The following is a 15,044-nucleotide window of genomic DNA, read 5'->3' as shown; positions in this document are numbered from 1 at the left end:
GGACCCGGCCCGCGGCGATGAGTTCCGGACGCCCGCCCGGTCTACCCCTGCGGCAGCACCTCGCACCGCTTCGCACAGGAGACCCCATGTCCGAGACCACCGTCCCCGCCACCACGGCCGCCCCCGCCTCCGCCGCCCCGTCGCGCTCCCGACTCCTCCGGGGCCAGGGCGCACGGATTCCGCTGGGCGCCCTGCAGATCCTGCTCGGTCTCTTCTACGTGTTCGCGAGCGCCCTGCCCAAGCTCGTCGCGAACCCGTCGGCGGCCGAGTCCTTCGACAAGCTCGGCTGGGGCAACACGGGCATGTACCTCATCGGCACGCTCGAACTCGCCGGTGGCGTGGCCCTGTTGATCCCGCTGCTGTCCTCGGTCGCGGCGGTGGCGCTCAGCGCGCTGATGGTCGGCGCCTTCATCGTGAACGTCACGGTGGTGCACGGACCGTACGTGGCGACCCCGCTCATCCTGATCCTGCCGCTCGCGCTGATCGCGTGGGCCCGCAGGAGTCACAATGCCGAGCTGGTCCGGCTGGTCCGGCTGGTACGACGACGGGCGTGACCGCTGTACGCCGTCGAGGGCTCCCCGGCCGTGACGGGGAGCCCTCGACGACGTCGGGGACGGAGGACCGGACACCGGCGCGACCGGCGACCGGTCACCGGTGGCCGGCGCGCGTCGCGGGACCGCGCCCCCGGTCTCCAGGGACCCGGGCCCGTGACGTCCGGGTGTCAGGGGGCCTCAGGACCGCCGAGGCCCCGGAGGCGCTCCAGCTCGCGGCGGTCGCGCTTGGTCGGGCGCCCCGCGCCCCGGTCGCGGACACCCGCCGGGGCGACGGCCTCGCGCGGCGGGGGCGGCGGACTGTTGTCCACGTAGCACTCGGCCGCGACAGGCGGCCCGACCCGCTTGCGGATCACGCGCTTCACCACCACGATCCGCTCCCGGCCCCCGTGCCGCAGGCGGACCTCGTCGCCCACGCGCACCGCGTACGCGGGCTTGACGCGCTCGCCGTTCACCCGGACATGACCGCCCCGGCACGCGGTCGCGCCCATCGAGCGGGTCTTGACCAGACGTACGGACCAGATCCAGCTGTCGACGCGAACGCTCTCGCCGCCCGCCGGACGCGCGGCCACGGCCGCGGCCACCGCGTCACCGGAAGCCGTCGCGCCGTCGTCCGCGCTCTTCTTCTCGTCGTCCCGTTCGACGTCCGCACCCTCAGAAGCCATGCCCCGACTCTAGAAGACGTCGCCCGGCCGGGCCGCATTTCCGTCACAGGGGACCACCCTCGACGGCGGGAGCGCTGCCGCCCGGTCGTACGGTGGGGGGCATGGACAGAGGCCGGACGGACAGCGGCGATCACACGGATCTCACAGGTGACAGAGGCCTCGGGGTCCCGGCAGGTCCCGCCGGCCCGGCCGATCCCGCCGCATCGGCGGACCTGACGGACCTGGCGAAACTGGACGAGCGGATCACCGGGTGCCGCGCCTGTCCGCGGCTGGTGGACTGGCGAGAGGAGGTGGCCCGCACCCGACGTGCCGCCTTCGCCGACCAGACGTACTGGGGCCGCCCTGTCCCGGGCTTCGGTCCGCCCGACGCGTCCCTGCTGATCGTCGGTCTGGCGCCCGCCGCGCACGGGGCCAACCGCACCGGCCGCATGTTCACGGGGGACCGCTCGGGAGACGTGCTCTACGCGGCGCTGCACGAGGTGGGACTGGCCTCCCGGGGGACAGCCGTGAGCGCGGACGACGGACTGTCCCTGCGCGGCGTACGGATCACCTCGCCGGTGCGCTGCGCCCCGCCCGCCAACAAGCCCACCCCCGAGGAGCGGGACACCTGCCGGCCCTGGCTGGTGCGCGAACTGGAACTGCTGCGGCCGTCCCTCCGCGCGGTCGTCGTCCTCGGCGCCTTCGGCTGGCAGGCCGCGCTGCCCGCCTTCGCGCGGGCGGGCTGGGAGGTGCCGCGCCCCCGCCCGGCGTTCGCGCACGGCACCCGGGTCACCCTCACCTCACCCACGCGGCTCGACCTCTTCGGATGTTTCCACGTCAGCCAGCGGAACACCTTCACCGGACGGCTGACCCCCGCCATGCTGAGGGAGGTGCTGCGCACGGCGGCCTCGGCGGCGGGGCTGACGACCCGGCCGTACGACGGTTAGTCTCCCGCGATGGGCCTGTATCCGGAGATCGAACCGTACGACCAGGGAATGCTCGACGTCGGGGACGGCAACCGCGTCCACTGGGAGGTCTGCGGGAACCCGGCCGGGAAGCCCGCGCTGATGCTGCACGGCGGTCCGGGATCCGGCTGCGGACCCTGGTTCCGGCGCTACTGCGACCCGGCCAAGTACCGGATCGTACTGCTCGACCAGCGCGGCAGCGGACGCTCCACCCCGCACGCGAGCGCCCACGGCACCGACATGAGCGTCAACACGACCGCACACGTGATCGGGGACCTGGAACTGCTGCGACGCCACCTGGGCGTCGAGCGGTGGCTGGTGTGGGGGGTGTCGTGGGGCTCGGTGCTCGGGCTGCGCTACGCGCAGACGTGTCCGGACGTCGTCTCCGAGCTGGTGCTGACCGCCGTGGCCACCGGCTCGAACCCCGAGGTGGCCCTCCTGACCCGGGGGCTCGGGAAGATCTTTCCCGAGGCCTTCGAGCGATTCCTCGCCGACCTGCCCGAGGCCGAGCGCGCGGGGAATCTCGCGGCCGCGTACAACCGGCTGCTCGAATCGCCGGACGCCGAGGTACGGACACGGGCGGCGCGGGCCTGGACGGACTGGGAAACGGCGATCGTGCCGGCGCCGCCGCGCTCCGTGCAGCGGTACGAGGACGCCAAGTTCCGTATGGGGTTCGCCCGGACCGTCACGCACTACTTCGGCAACGACCACTTCCTGGGCGAGGGGAACGACGAGGGGGTGGTGCTCCGGGACGCCCCACTGCTGAAGGGGATCCCCGGCACCCTCGTGCAGGGCAGCCTCGACTTCGGGAACCTGCTGGGCGTCGTCTGGCGGCTCCACCAGGCCTGGCCCGACAGCGAGTTGATCGTCGTGGACGACGTGGGGCACACCATGGGAGCGACCGGGGTGGTGGACGCGCTGGTGGCGGCGACGGACAAGTACGCCCTGCGCTGAGCGGGTTCCGCGCCCACTGCGGGGCCCTCGCCCACCACGGCACCTGTACCGGCCGTGACTTGCTCGCTCACCCCCGTTCCTCCGCCCGCCGGGGCTCTTCCTCGCCGCCGAAGAGCTGCCGTACCGTCGAGCGGTAGTTGGTCCGTACGTGGGTGAGGGCGTGGGCGCGGGCGCGCTCCGGGTCGCCGGAGGCGATGGCCTCGTACAACTCCCGGTGTTCGAGAAGGAGTTGCGTCCACTCCTCGTTCTGCCGGGTGAGCCAGCGCAGCCGGCCGGCGACCGGTTCCAGGACGGAGACCAGCAGACTGTTGTCCGCCATCGCCAGAATGCGTTCGTGGAGGCGGCTGTTGATGTCGGTGATGGCCTCGGCGTCCCCGGCCTCGGTGGCGACGGCCGCGCGGTCGAGGAGTTCCTCGACCTCCGCCAGATCCCGCGGCCTCGCCCGTGCCGCGGCGAGCCCGGCCGCGTAGACCTCCAACGCCTCACGCAGCTCGAAGAGTTCGGCGACGTCCGTAGGGGTGAGCCGGCGCACCACCGTGCGGCGCGGAGTCTCGAAGTGCACGAAGCCCTCGGCGACGAGTGCGCGGATCGCCTCGCGCACGGGAACCCGGGAGACCCCGAAGCGCTCGGCGAGTTCGCGCTCGACCAGGCGGTCGCCGGGGCGCAGCCGCCCCGCGATGATCTCCTGCCGCAGCTCGCCCAGGACGCGTTCACGGACCGCGCCCAGGGGTTCGATCTTCGTCATGGGCTCATCTTCGCCGACTCGGTGGGTGTTTTACGGAGCCGTAACGGCACGGACATCGGTCGGAACGCTTGACGGCGGGACCATGTGCGCAGTTTGGTATACCAAACGTGACCGGTAAGGCTGCCTCGCAGCCCCGAACGCGTCTTCCGACGGTGAAATCCGACCGCAAGGCGCCATCTGTCCTCCGTCCCCTTGCCCATGGAGGCCCCGTGTCCCTCGCCGATCGTGCCGAAGTCACCGGCACGCCCGCGTTCGTGCCCGACCCCCGGCTGGTCAACGAAGACCTCGCGCCCGCGGAGAGGCGCAACTGGAAGGTCTTCGACCTCTTCGCCATGTGGATGTCCGACGTCCACAACCTCGGCAACTACACCTTCGCGGCGGGCCTGCTCGTCCTCGGCATGAACGTCTGGCAGATCTTCACGTCGCTGCTGGTCGGCTTCGTGATCATCTATGCCGGCATGAACCTGATGGGCCGCGTCGGCCAGCACACCGGCGTGCCCTTCCCCGTCGTCAGCCGCATCAGCTTCGGCGTGTGGGGCGCCAACATCCCCGCGCTGATCAGGGCCGTCATCGCCATCATGTGGTACGGCATCCAGACCTATCTGGCGTCGGTCGCCGTCAACGTCATGCTCCTCGCGGCGTGGCCGGGCCTGGTGTCGTGGACCCATCACTCCTTCCTCGGTCTGGACGCGCTCGGCTGGACGTCCTTCCTCTCGCTGTGGGTGATCCAGGCGCTCATCATCAGCCGGGGCATGGAGTCGGTCCGCAAGTTCCAGGACTTCTGCGGCCCGGCCATCTGGCTCGTCATGATCGCGCTGGCCGTCTGGGTCCTCGCCAAGGCCGGCTGGAGCATCTCGCTCACCTCGACCCCGCACCCGGTCTCGGTGGGGGAGCAGTGGCGGCAGTGGTTCGGCGCGGTCGGTCTGATCCTGGCCACGTACGGCACGCTGATGCTCAACTTCTGCGACTTCTCACGGTTCGCACCCAGCTACCGGACGGTCAGGCGCGGCAACTTCTGGGGTCTGCCGATCAACTCCACGGCCTTCGTGATCGTGTCGGTCGTCGTCACGGCCGGCTCCATCGAGGCGTTCGGCGAGGCCATCACCGACCCCGCGGAACTCGTCGCCAAGGTCGGCAACACCTGGGTCATGGTGCTGGGCGCGCTGCCCTTCGCCGTCGCCACCATGGGCGTCAACATCGTCGCCAACTTCGTGTCGCCGGCGTACGACCTGGCGAACGTCTGGCCGCAGAAAATCACCTTCAGGGTCGGCGGCATGATCAGTACGGTCGCCGCGCTGGTCGTGACCCCGTGGAACCTCTTCTCCAACCCCACCGTCGTCAACTACTTCCTCGGCGGCCTCGGTGCCTTCCTGGGCCCGTTGTTCGGCGTGATCATGCTCGACTACTACTGGGTCAGGCGCGGTCGAGTCGACGTGGACCAGCTCTTCGACGCGCGGCCCGGATCGCCGTACTACTACCGCAAGGGTGTCAATCCCAAGGCCCTGTGGGCGTTCCTCCCGTCGGCGGCGGTCGCCGCGGTCCTGGCCCTGGTGAAGACGTTCAGCGACGTGGCCCCGTACTCCTGGTTCATCGGGACCGCGCTGGCCGCGGGCCTGTACATGGCCCTGTGCCGGACCGAGCGCCGTGCCGCCGACCACCCCGTCACCGAGCCCGTGGAGGTCTGAGCGGCGTGCGCATCGTCGTCACCAACTGCAACACGACGCAGGGGATGACCGAGGAGATCGTGCGAGGTGCCCGGGCCGCCGCAGGCCCGGGCACGGCCGTGCTCGGTCTCACCCCCGCGTGGGGGCCCGAGTCCGCGGAGGGCTGGCTCGACAGCTATCTCTCGGCCGCCGCCGTCCTCGACACCCTGCGCACGTACGAGGGCCCGTACGACGCCGTGGTCATGGCCGGTTTCGGGGAGCACGGTCGTGAGGGCGCGCGCGAACTGGTGAACGTTCCCGTCGTGGACATCACCGAGGCCGCCGCCCACCTGGCCTGCTTGCTCGGCCGCCGCTACGGCGTCGTCACCACGCTGGAACGCTCGCGCGGCCAGATCGAGGACAGCCTGTACGCCGCCGGCGTCGCCCAGCACTGCGCCGCCGTCGTCGGCACGGGCCTCGGCGTCCTCGACCTCGGCGACGCCCAGCGCACGGAGGCGGCCTTCGTACGCGCCGCCGAGCGCGCCCGCGAGGCCGGGGCCGAGGTCCTGGTCCTCGGCTGCGCGGGTATGACCGGCCTCCGACGGGCGGTGGGCGAGAAGCTGGGCCTGCCGGTCGTCGACGGGGTCGCCGCGGCGGTCAAACTGGCGGAGTCCCTGGTGTCCTTGGGACTGACGACGAGCCGGGCGGGGGGATACGCGCGGCCGCTGCCGAAGCGGCGGGACTGGGGGCCGCGGGGGAAAGAGGGGTCGGCGGCGGGCTGACGGCCCTTCACGGAAGAGCGAAGCCAAGGGCCCGTGCGGACAGGTGGGAGCCCTGTCCTGAAACCGGCGCAGGCCATGGGTGATCACAGAGCTGCCAGCACTCTTCGGCCACCCGGGACCTGCCTCGAGCGGCGTGGTCGTACGCTTCGCCGAAAAGTTCAGGGTCCCGTCGCTCGGTTCAGATCGCTGGAGCAGCCATCGGGGAGCGGGTTGCGGCGGAGATGAGAATCGCGTGATCCCTCCTCTCGACCGACAAGCCCGCCTCCTGACACCACCCGAGCAGCCTCCCCGTGCCGTGTTCAGGCGGTGGCCCCCGACGTGGGGAGGCGCAGTTCGGCCCATACCGTCTTGCCGGGTGCGGCGGGGCGCGGGGCGACGCCCCAGTCGTCGGCGAGGGCTTCGACGAGGAGGAGACCGCGGCCCGACTCGCCGTCCGGGCACGGTGTCCCCCGGTTCGGGAGCTTCTCGGCGCGGGTGTCGGCGACCTCGACCCGGAGCGCGCCCCCGCTCTCCGTGAGGCGGAGACCGAAGTCGCGGCCGGTCACGTGGCCGTGGCGGACAGCGTTCGCGGTGAGCTCCGCCGCGATGAGAGTGACCGTCTCGTTGGCCGTGGAGGCGTAGGGGTGGCCCCACGCGTGCAGACGGTGGGAGACGAGACGACGGGCGAGTCGTGCGCCGCGTGGGGTGGAAGTGAACCGCATGGCGAACTCCTGTACGCACGCCATACGTTGTGGCATATGCCCTTGTGGGGGAGTTGCGGACTTCATGACGTCAACGGTCGTGGCGCGTGCGTAGCTTTGAACAGGCACGACGCGCTGACCGCTGCCGCTTGTACGTGACGGGCGCCCGGTTGTACGCGGAGTGTGGCGTGACCGGCCTCCCGTACGGCGCGTTGGTCGCGGGAGCGATTGCGGTGGTTCGTACGGAGGGTGCCGGGCGTGGAGGAGCAGCAGGCCGAGGGCGAGCACGAGTTCGGGGCCGGGATTCTGCACGTGTTCGGGCGTCAGCTGAAGCTGTGCCGGGAGCGGGCGGGGCTGGACCGGACCGAGTTGGGGACGCGGACGGGGTACTCGGCGTCGACGATCGCCTCCTTCGAGCAGGGAAGGCGGATTCCTCCGCCGAGATTCATCGACACCGCTGACGAAGTGCTGGATGCGGGTGGAGTGTTGAAGGCGGGCAAGGGAGAGGTGGCTCGGGCGCAGTATCCGGCGTTCTTCAGGGACGCGGCCCGGTTGGAGGAGCACGCGGTCGAGCTTCACGTGTACGCGAACCAGGCGGTCCCCGGCCTCTTGCAGACGGAGGAGTACGCGCGAGCCGTGTTCACGATGAGGCGCCCTCTGTTGGACGAGGACACTGTCGAACAGCGTGTCGGAGCACGCCTGGTCAGGCAAGAGACCTTCTCCCGGGTGCCGTTGCCCACGATCAGCTTCGTCGTCGAGGAGTCCGTCCTGCGGCGTCCGCTGGGCGGCAGGGCTGTGATGCGGGGCCAGTTGGAGCAAATGTTGCTGCACGGTCATCGACGTAACGTCGAGATCCAGGTGATGCCCACGGAACGCGAGGACCACGCCGGACTGGCTGGTCCGTTCACCTTGATCGAGACAGGGGAAGGGCGGAGGATCGCCTACGCGGAGGTGCACAAGGACAGCCGCCTCTATACGGAGCGGAAATCGGTCCGGGAGCTCGAAGAGCAGTACGGGCTTCTGCGCGCCGAGGCACTTTCTCCGCGCGAGTCGCTGGCCTTCATCGAGAAGTTGCTAGGGGAGAGATGAGCGTCGTGAACCCTGTCGGGAACGTACCCGAGCCGGCATGGAGCAAGAGCAGCTACAGCAGCGGCGAAGGCGGAGAATGCGTCGAGGTCGCGTCCTGGTCCGGCGTCACGTACGTCCGAGACTCAAAGCACAGGACCGGCCCCGCGCTGGGCCTCACCCCCACCGCCTGGACCGAGTTCATAGGCTTCGCGGCCGGGGCCCGGGAGGCGCGCACCGAATAACCCTTCGAAATGGTCCCGTTGTCACTGCTACCGTCACCGACGTGGCGAAACTCAATCAGATCATCGCAGTGGAGAAGGGCGTCAAGTCCAAGTCCCATCAGGACCTGACGGCGGCCCATCACGGGCTGCAGAAGCCCGCGTTGCTGGCCGGTATCTCGCGGACCTATCAGCCGAAGGACGAGGAGGGCGAGCAGCTGCCGCCCGAGTCCACGCGGGTGCAGGTGCAGGCCGAGGACGTGCTCCGGGACACCGCGGGGACGCTCACGCGGCTGTTCGATGTGACCGCCACCAAGGACTGGGCCAACTGCGCGGCCCGTGCGGACGTGAAGGTGGACGGCCGGGTGCTCGTCGCCGACGTGCCCGTCTCCTACCTGCTCTTCCTCGAGAAGCAGCTCACCGACATCAACACCTTCGTCAGGAAGCTGCCGGTTCTCGACGCCTCCGAGTCCTGGGTGCAGGATCCCTCCACAGACGCGTGGAAGACCGAGCCCGTCCGCACGCTGCGGACGAAGAAGGTCCCGCGCAACCACGTGAAGGCCGAGGCCACCGAGAAGCACCCCGCGCAGGTCGAGGTGTACTACGAGGACATCCCCGTCGGGTACTGGACGACCGTGAAGTTCTCCGGCGCCCTGCCCGCCCGGCGCGTGAACGAACTCCTCGACCGCGTCGAGAAGTTGCAGCAGGCCGTCAAGTTCGCCCGCGAGGAGGCGAACGGCGTGGACGTCGTCGACCAGCGAGTCGGGGACTCCATTTTCGGCTACCTGTTCGGGTAGCCTCTGAATCTCCCCGGCCACCACGCACCACGGCCGGGGTGCGCGAGGAGCGCAAGCTGAACCTGAAGCTTGTCGTGAATGCACGGTTCCAGTGGAGGTTCGAGCCCTCCCCGCGGCACCCAACGGCACCCCCACGGTGCCCACGCGCCGCGGTAGCCCAATTCGGCAGAGGCAGACCGTGATCAATCTCAGACTCTTGCTCCAGACTCAGCATTCGCCACCGATCGCCGGATCGACCGGGCCCAGGCCCCGGGACGCCGAAATGCCGGTTCAAGTCCGGTCCGCGCAGCTCGATGCGTGGTGGTCCAAAGGCAGGACGCGGCGACATAACGACTGACCTGGGTCCTCAAGCGTGCCGGCGTGCGAAATGGGTGGCATCACAGGGTCCGGGGGCCGGCTACGCCCTCGGACCCGCTTCCCGTTCCCGGACCCGCTTCCCCGTTCCCGGACCGGCTTCCCGTTCCCGGCCCCGCTTCCCGTCACAGCGCGCGGAGTTGCGTTCATAAAGAACGCCGTTCTCCCGCAAAGCGTCACATCGTCGAAACGCCCGCGCCCCTTTCCGGCCGGGCAGGCGATCTACCCTGGTCCCCACAGAGCCCGGCCGATGTCGCCCGAAGGCACCCCGCCCTCGCCCGACCGGAGCCCCGTGTCCCGCCTCACCGCCGCCGTACCGCCCTGGCTCGCCCACGCCCTGCGCACGCAGCGGGGACCCGTGCCCTGGAGCGCGGTCGTACGAGGTGCCCTGGCCGCCGGCCCCCTCCTGCTCGTGGCCGTCCTGAGCGGCCGTACCTCCGCCGGTGTCGTCGCGGCCCTCGGCGCGATGCTCGCCGGGATCAACGACCGGCCGGGAAGCCGTCGGGCCGCGGTCGGGCGGCTCGGAGCGCCGGCGCTCGCGGGAGCCGGTGGGCTGCTCGTGGGGTCGTACGCGGGACAGCACGTCGGGGCGGTGACGCTCACCCTTCTTCTCACCGTGCTCGGGCTGGTCGCCGGAGCCGTCAGCGCTGTCGGCCCCGTCGCGAGCGGAGCGGGGACGCAGCTGCTCGTCGCCTCCGCCATCGGGGCCGGAATGCCGCTGCCCGAGCCCGGATGGCAGCGGGCGCTCCTCTTCCTCGGCGGGGCCGGCTGGCTGCTCGCGCTGCGGCTCGCCCTGCCCACGCCCGGTGTCACCGCAGGCGACTACCGGTTCGACGGAGAGCGGGACGCCGTCGGCGCCGTGTACGAGGCCGTCGCCGCGCTGCTCGAAGCGGTCGGGGGGCCGGACGCGACCCGCCGCCGGGTCGCGCTGACCGCCGCACTCGATCACGCCCAGGACGCGCTCGACGGACCCCGGCTGCGACGCCGCACCGGTTCCACGGCCGAGCGGCGGCTGCACGCCCAGTACGCCGCCGCACTGCCGCTCGCCGAGGCCGCGACCGCCCTCGCCTGGGCGGGCGACCCGGTACCCGCGCGCGCCGTGCAGGGGCCACGTCGTCTCGCCGTCGCCGTGCGCACCGGCACGCACACCGGCGCGTTGCCCGCTCCCGCCCGCTCCGCACCCGCCCTGCGCGCCCTCGACGACGCGCTGCTGCACGCCGCCGACGCCTTCGACCGAGGAGACCGGGGAGTGCGGGGAGGCCAGGGAGACCGGAGCGGTGCCGGACAACGCCCGCACATCCGGCGCCGAACCGCCATGTCCCTCGTGCGCACCGCCCTGGGCTCCGGCGGGCGCGAGTACGGCCTGCGCGTCGGCCTCTGCTTCGGCGCCGGCGTGGCCGTCGCCCAAGCCCTCCACCACACCCGCTGGTACGGCAGCCATCCCCACTGGTACTGGCTTCCCGCCACCGCCGTCTTCCTCGTCAAGCCCGATCTCGGACCGCTCGCGTCGCGGGTGATCTGCCGGGCCGCGGGGACCGTGCTGGGCGCCGTCGCCTTCGCCGGCTTCGCCGCGCTGCTGCCGAGGCCGGCCGGGCTGGTCGTCCTGGTGGCGGTGTGCGGCGCCCTGATCCCCGTCGCCACCCGGCACTTCGCCGCACAGACCGCCGTCGTCACCGTCCTCGTGCTCAGCCTCGTCATGGTGGGAGGCGAGACGCAGGCCTCCTGGAACCGGATCGGCGAGACGCTGCTGGCCTGCGCGATCGTGCTGCTCGTCGGGCATCTCCCGGCGCTCGGGCAGCGCGGGGGAGGCGTACGGGCCCGGCTCGCACGCGCCGCCGAGGCCGCGCACGCCTACCTCACCCATGTCCTGGACGACGGCACGACGGACGACCGGACGGGCCGCTGGGCGCTCCGCCGGGAGGCCTACCGCTCACTCGCCGAGGCCCGCGCCGTGATCGACGTCGCCGCCGCGGAGCTCCCCGCCCTGGCCCGGCACGCCGAGGGCACGGACGAGGTCGCGGCCACCCTCGAACGGCTGGTCGACACCACCACCGCCTGCGCCGTACAGCTCGACGACACGGGACGGCTCACCCCCCGGCACACCGGACGGGTCGCCGAACTCCTCGACGAACTCGACGAACGACGGGCGGGGGCGGGGCTCACGCCACGGGACGGGCAGCGGGCCGCCCCCGCGCCGCTCGCGGGCTGATCACCGCCGGGCGACAGTCCGGCGACAGCCCGGCGAGAGCCCGGACGACATCCCGGCGCGGACGTCGGCGGAACGATGCGCCAAGCGGTCGGAAAAATCTTGGTGCTGCGCCGATGAGTTCCGTCCCCGCGCCCGGTCACCACACCGAAGGCACCGTTCGGTAGGAGGGACACATGACGCTTCCGCGGATCGTCTCGCGCGAGGAGTGGCGCACCGCGCGCGAGGAACTGCTGGTCAGGGAGAAGGCCGCCACGCGCGCGCGGGACGCGCTGGCCGCGGAGCGGCGCGGGCTGCCCATGGTCGAGATCGACAAGGAGTACGTGTTCGAGAGCGGCGACGGGAAGGCGACGCTGCTCGACCTCTTCGCGGGACGCCACCAACTCGTGGTCTACCACTTCATGTTCGCGCCGGAGTGGGATGCGGGCTGTCGCAGCTGCTCGGCCTTCCTCGACCAGATCGGACACCTCGCGCATCTGCGCGCCCGCGGCACCGAGTTCGCCGCCGTCTCCCGGGCGCCGTACACGAAGATCCTGCCCTTCAAGGCCCGTATGGGCTGGACGCTGCCCTGGTACTCGTCCCGCGAGAGCGACTTCAACTACGACTTCCAGGCGTCCTTCGGGGGCGACGAGCCCTACGAGCGGCCGGGGGTGAGCTGTTTCCTGCGGGAGCGCGACCGGGTGTTCCACACGTACTCGACGTACGAGCGCGGCCTCGACGGGCTCGGCTCCACGACCACCCTGCTCGACCTCACCGCGCTCGGACGGCAGGAGGAGTGGGAGGAGCCCGCGGGACGGGCGTCCGCGCTCGGGGCGCCGGCGGGCAGCGAACGGATCCGGTACCACGACGAGTACGAGGACTGAGCCGGGCACGTGCGCCGAACCGAGGGCGAGGACCGAGCCGGGCAAGAGGACCGAGCCGAGTACAAGAACTGACAGGAAACGTGCGCGGAAGGAGAGCTCTCTCACACCATGCGGTGAACAGGTGTCGGCTACGTCTCAGTACCGTCACCGGGCGAGCCCTTCACCCCGCCTCTGGCGTTTAACTCTATGAGTCGCTCAACTTTTGAAGTACAGCGCTGCATGGAGGTACAGGGTGAACGGGCGAATGGTGCTGGAGCGCTTTCCCGCCGGCGGACCACGCGGTTCGTGGCCCGCCGAGGAGTTCGCGCACGCGTGCCGCCTGGAGGGGCAGGCCGCGGAGGTCGTCATGGACCTCGCCACGGACGCGTTCCTGGTGATCGTGCGCGGCGGGGAACTCGTCGAGTAGCGTTCCGCGCCGGATCAACCCGCCTTCGGCGCGGGCACCTTCGAGGTGAACTGCTCCGCCTGCAGCGAGTACAGCTCGGCGTAGACCCCGCCCGAGGCGAGCAGTTCGTCGGGGCTGCCGGACTCCACGAGACGGCCCTGTTCGAGTACGTGCACAAGATCGGCGTGGCGGACCGAGGCCAGCCGGTGCGTGATGAGGATGACCGTCTGCCCGCTGCCCGCCAGCGCCCGGATCTTCTCGAACACCTCCAGCTCGGCCCGCGCGTCGAGGGCCGCGGTGGGCTCGTCCACGATCAGGATGCGGCCGCGGCGGTACGCGGCCCGCGCGATGCCCAGACGCTGCCACTGCCCGCCCGACAGCTCGTGTCCGCCGCTGAAGCCCCGGGCGAGGAGCGTGTCCAGGCCGCGGGGCAGGTCGGCGACCACGTCCTCGGCACCGGCCTCCGCGACCGAGGAGGCGACGCGCTCGTCGGTCAGCGGGGCCGAGGCCCGGCCGACCGCGACGTTGACGCGGGCCGTGAACGGCCACCGCTTGAAGTCCTGCGCCACCATCGCGATGCGCCCGGCCAGTTGCTGCCGGTCGACGGTCGCCACGTCGACGTCGTCCCACAGGATCCGGCCCCGCTCGGGCGCGTAGAGACCCGCGAGCAGCTTCACCAGGGTCGTCTTGCCCGAACCGTTCTCGCCGACGAGCGCCACGATCCGGCCCAGCGGCAGCCGGAGGGTGACATCCGCGAGCGCGGGCCGGGTCGACACGCCCGGATAGGTGAACGTGACGTTCTCGAAGCGGATTTCGCTCGGATCCTCGGGGAGCGGATCGCCGCCCACCGGGATCGCGCGCTCGGCCGCCTCGACGTACAGCCGCTGCAGGTCGCCCACGAACAGCGCCTCCTCGTGCAGGGAGTTGACCTCGAGGACGAGGGTGTCGAGGCTCGCGGAGCCGGTGCGGATCGCGAGTACGGCCGTCCCCGCCACCGAGAGCGCCATCGCACCGCTGACCAGCAGCGCGCCGAGGGTCGCGTAGGTCGCCACCGTGGCCAGCCCCGTCCAGGCCGCCGCGATCAGGCCGGTACGGGCGGAGAGGCGTGCCAGTCGGGCCTGTTCCGCCTCGGCGGTCTCCGACATCGAGCGGAAGTGGCGCAGCAGGAACGGGCCGACACCGTGCACGCGGATCTCCGGAGCCGCCTCGGGCTCGGTCAGCAGGTTGCTGATCAGATGGCCGGCACGGGCGTGCTGCACCCAGGTGTGGAAGGACTCGTAGCGGCGCCGGGCGATGGTCAGGGAGCTCCAGGCGCTCGGCAGGGTCATCGTCACGAGCAGCGGCAGCAGGGCGGGGTGCAGCACGGTCAGCACGCCCGCGGCCGCGATCAGGGAGATCATCGCGTTCACGACGCGGGTGGCGATCGCGATCATGCGCCGGGCCGACGAGGCACCGTACTGCGCGGTGTCCAGCAGCTTGTGGAAGGCGTCGTCCTCGATCGCGGACAACTCCACGGCCGCGGCGCGTTCCAGATAGAGCTCGGTCGCCACCCGCTCCACCTTGGGTTCCAGACGTCCGGTGGCATAGGTGGAGGCCGCCCGCAGCAGTGCGGAGAGCAACATCACGACGGCGACCGTGACCAGCGCCGGCAAGGCTCCGCGCAGCCGGTCCTGGACCGGGCCGCTCGTGACCAGCCTGCCCAGCACGTTGTTGACGGCCAGCAGGCTCACCGCCTGCGCCGCGCCCCGGGCCAGCTCGGCGACGAGCACGATACGGGCGGCGCGGCGGTCCGCGGTCCAGGCGAGCCGGAAGCTGGAGGCGAGCAGCGCCGGCAGCCGCGTCACCATCGCGCGGAAGTTCAACTCCAGGAACGCGTCCGAGTGTTGCGACCACCCCATGTCGTAGCGCAGGGGGCCGCCGAAGAGCAGGCGTTCCGATGCGGAGGGCGCCGTCCTGCCGTCGTCACGCCTCTTCTTCGAAGCCGCTTCCCGCGCCGATCCCTGTTCGGTTCCCGGTGTCGCGTCCTGTGCCGCGTCGGGCGGCGCTTCCCGTGCCGATCCGGGCGGTGCTTGCTGTGCTGCTTCCCGTTCCGCTTCTTCTTCCGCTGCTTGGGACGCCGATGCATGCGGCGTCCTCTGCACCGGCTCTCCTGCCGAACTCCCCACCATGGGCCTCCCCGGGTACGGACG

15 protein-coding genes are annotated in these 15,044 nt (G+C 71.4%); 11 read left to right on the top strand and 4 right to left on the bottom strand.

The genetic code is table 11. From position 1 onward, the window contains the following. Positions 1–86 precede the first annotated feature (86 nt). Positions 87–554 (top strand): DoxX family protein, encoded by a 468-nt coding sequence (locus OHB41_RS14175; RefSeq protein WP_266698397.1) that lies wholly within the window; start codon positions 87–89, stop codon positions 552–554. Positions 555–721: 167 nt separating this feature from the next. Here OHB41_RS14175 and hslR read toward each other — a convergent pair whose 3' ends face one another. Then, positions 722–1,216, bottom strand: coding sequence for an Hsp15 family ribosome-associated heat shock protein (hslR, locus tag OHB41_RS14170; RefSeq protein ID WP_266698396.1), 495 nt, complete (start codon positions 1,214–1,216; stop codon positions 722–724). Positions 1,217–1,317: 101 nt separating this feature from the next. Here hslR and OHB41_RS14165 point away from each other — a divergent pair, with 101 nt between their 5' ends. Together OHB41_RS14165 and pip are read left to right on the top strand one after the other, a co-directional pair. Further along, positions 1,318–2,142 (top strand): uracil-DNA glycosylase, encoded by an 825-nt coding sequence (locus OHB41_RS14165; RefSeq protein WP_266698394.1) that lies wholly within the window; start codon positions 1,318–1,320, stop codon positions 2,140–2,142. 9 nt (positions 2,143–2,151) lie between these two features. Continuing rightward, complete coding sequence (gene pip, locus OHB41_RS14160) at positions 2,152–3,114, top strand: prolyl aminopeptidase (protein ID WP_266698393.1); 963 nt, start codon at positions 2,152–2,154, stop codon at positions 3,112–3,114. 67 nt (positions 3,115–3,181) lie between these two features. On the opposite strand, the gene OHB41_RS14155 is transcribed toward pip, so the two are convergent. Then, positions 3,182–3,859, bottom strand: a complete 678-nt coding sequence (locus OHB41_RS14155; RefSeq protein WP_266698392.1) for a GntR family transcriptional regulator — start codon at positions 3,857–3,859, stop codon at positions 3,182–3,184. Positions 3,860–4,068: 209 nt separating this feature from the next. Here OHB41_RS14155 and OHB41_RS14150 point away from each other — a divergent pair, with 209 nt between their 5' ends. Next, positions 4,069–5,544 (top strand): NCS1 family nucleobase:cation symporter-1, encoded by a 1,476-nt coding sequence (locus OHB41_RS14150; RefSeq protein ID WP_266698391.1) that lies wholly within the window; start codon positions 4,069–4,071, stop codon positions 5,542–5,544. A 5-nt stretch (positions 5,545–5,549) separates the two neighbouring features. Beyond that, positions 5,550–6,284 (top strand): aspartate/glutamate racemase family protein, encoded by a 735-nt coding sequence (locus OHB41_RS14145; RefSeq protein WP_266698389.1) that lies wholly within the window; start codon positions 5,550–5,552, stop codon positions 6,282–6,284. A 299-nt stretch (positions 6,285–6,583) separates the two neighbouring features. Here OHB41_RS14145 and OHB41_RS14140 read toward each other — a convergent pair whose 3' ends face one another. Then, complete coding sequence (locus OHB41_RS14140) at positions 6,584–6,985, bottom strand: ATP-binding protein (RefSeq protein ID WP_451289365.1); 402 nt, start codon at positions 6,983–6,985, stop codon at positions 6,584–6,586. A gap of 237 nt (positions 6,986–7,222) precedes the next feature. Here OHB41_RS14140 and OHB41_RS14135 point away from each other — a divergent pair, with 237 nt between their 5' ends. The 6 genes from OHB41_RS14135 (at position 7,223) to OHB41_RS14110 (ending at position 12,876) form a co-directional block, all read left to right on the top strand. After that, on the top strand, positions 7,223–8,053 hold the full coding sequence (locus OHB41_RS14135) for a helix-turn-helix domain-containing protein (RefSeq protein WP_266698386.1): 831 nt from the start codon (positions 7,223–7,225) through the stop codon (positions 8,051–8,053). Next, the gene (locus OHB41_RS14130) at positions 8,050–8,274 is read left to right on the top strand and encodes a DUF397 domain-containing protein (RefSeq protein ID WP_266698385.1); all 225 of its coding nucleotides are present in this window, start codon (positions 8,050–8,052) and stop codon (positions 8,272–8,274) included. The genes OHB41_RS14135 and OHB41_RS14130 overlap by 4 nt, the downstream gene beginning before the upstream one ends. A gap of 41 nt (positions 8,275–8,315) precedes the next feature. Further along, positions 8,316–9,047 (top strand): DUF7873 family protein, encoded by a 732-nt coding sequence (locus OHB41_RS14125; RefSeq protein WP_266698383.1) that lies wholly within the window; start codon positions 8,316–8,318, stop codon positions 9,045–9,047. A 646-nt stretch (positions 9,048–9,693) separates the two neighbouring features. Further along, positions 9,694–11,610, top strand: a complete 1,917-nt coding sequence (locus tag OHB41_RS14120) for an FUSC family protein (RefSeq protein WP_266698381.1) — start codon at positions 9,694–9,696, stop codon at positions 11,608–11,610. Between the two features lie 173 nt (positions 11,611–11,783). Then, positions 11,784–12,470, top strand: a complete 687-nt coding sequence (locus OHB41_RS14115) for a DUF899 domain-containing protein (protein WP_266698379.1) — start codon at positions 11,784–11,786, stop codon at positions 12,468–12,470. Between the two features lie 232 nt (positions 12,471–12,702). Next, complete coding sequence (locus tag OHB41_RS14110; protein WP_266698377.1) at positions 12,703–12,876, top strand: DUF8839 family protein; 174 nt, start codon at positions 12,703–12,705, stop codon at positions 12,874–12,876. A gap of 14 nt (positions 12,877–12,890) precedes the next feature. Here the strand turns inward: OHB41_RS14110 and OHB41_RS14105 are convergent, their stop codons facing one another. Continuing rightward, a complete protein-coding gene (locus OHB41_RS14105) occupies positions 12,891–14,753 on the bottom strand; it encodes an ABC transporter ATP-binding protein (RefSeq protein ID WP_266698376.1) in 1,863 nt (620 codons plus the stop codon). Positions 14,754–15,044: the final 291 nt, after the last annotated feature.

Origin of the sequence: Streptomyces sp. NBC_01571, from assembly GCF_026339875.1 — a bacterium.
Lineage (GTDB): Bacteria > Actinomycetota > Actinomycetes > Streptomycetales > Streptomycetaceae > Streptomyces.
Note: the sequence above shows the minus strand (reverse complement) of the source record. Positions and strands in the feature narration are given on the sequence as shown.

Coding starts and splice junctions, on each gene's coding strand:
- pip (WP_266698393.1), top strand. CDS start 2,152: ATGGGCCTGTATCCGGAGATCGAACCGTACGACCAGGGAATGCTCGAC.
- OHB41_RS14175 (WP_266698397.1), top strand. CDS start 87: ATGTCCGAGACCACCGTCCCCGCCACCACGGCCGCCCCCGCCTCCGCC.
- hslR (WP_266698396.1), bottom strand. CDS start 1,216: ATGGCTTCTGAGGGTGCGGACGTCGAACGGGACGACGAGAAGAAGAGC.
- OHB41_RS14130 (WP_266698385.1), top strand. CDS start 8,050: ATGAGCGTCGTGAACCCTGTCGGGAACGTACCCGAGCCGGCATGGAGC.
- OHB41_RS14105 (WP_266698376.1), bottom strand. CDS start 14,753: ATGGGGTGGTCGCAACACTCGGACGCGTTCCTGGAGTTGAACTTCCGC.
- OHB41_RS14155 (WP_266698392.1), bottom strand. CDS start 3,859: ATGACGAAGATCGAACCCCTGGGCGCGGTCCGTGAACGCGTCCTGGGC.
- OHB41_RS14165 (WP_266698394.1), top strand. CDS start 1,318: ATGGACAGAGGCCGGACGGACAGCGGCGATCACACGGATCTCACAGGT.
- OHB41_RS14140 (WP_451289365.1), bottom strand. CDS start 6,985: ATGCGGTTCACTTCCACCCCACGCGGCGCACGACTCGCCCGTCGTCTC.
- OHB41_RS14115 (WP_266698379.1), top strand. CDS start 11,784: ATGACGCTTCCGCGGATCGTCTCGCGCGAGGAGTGGCGCACCGCGCGC.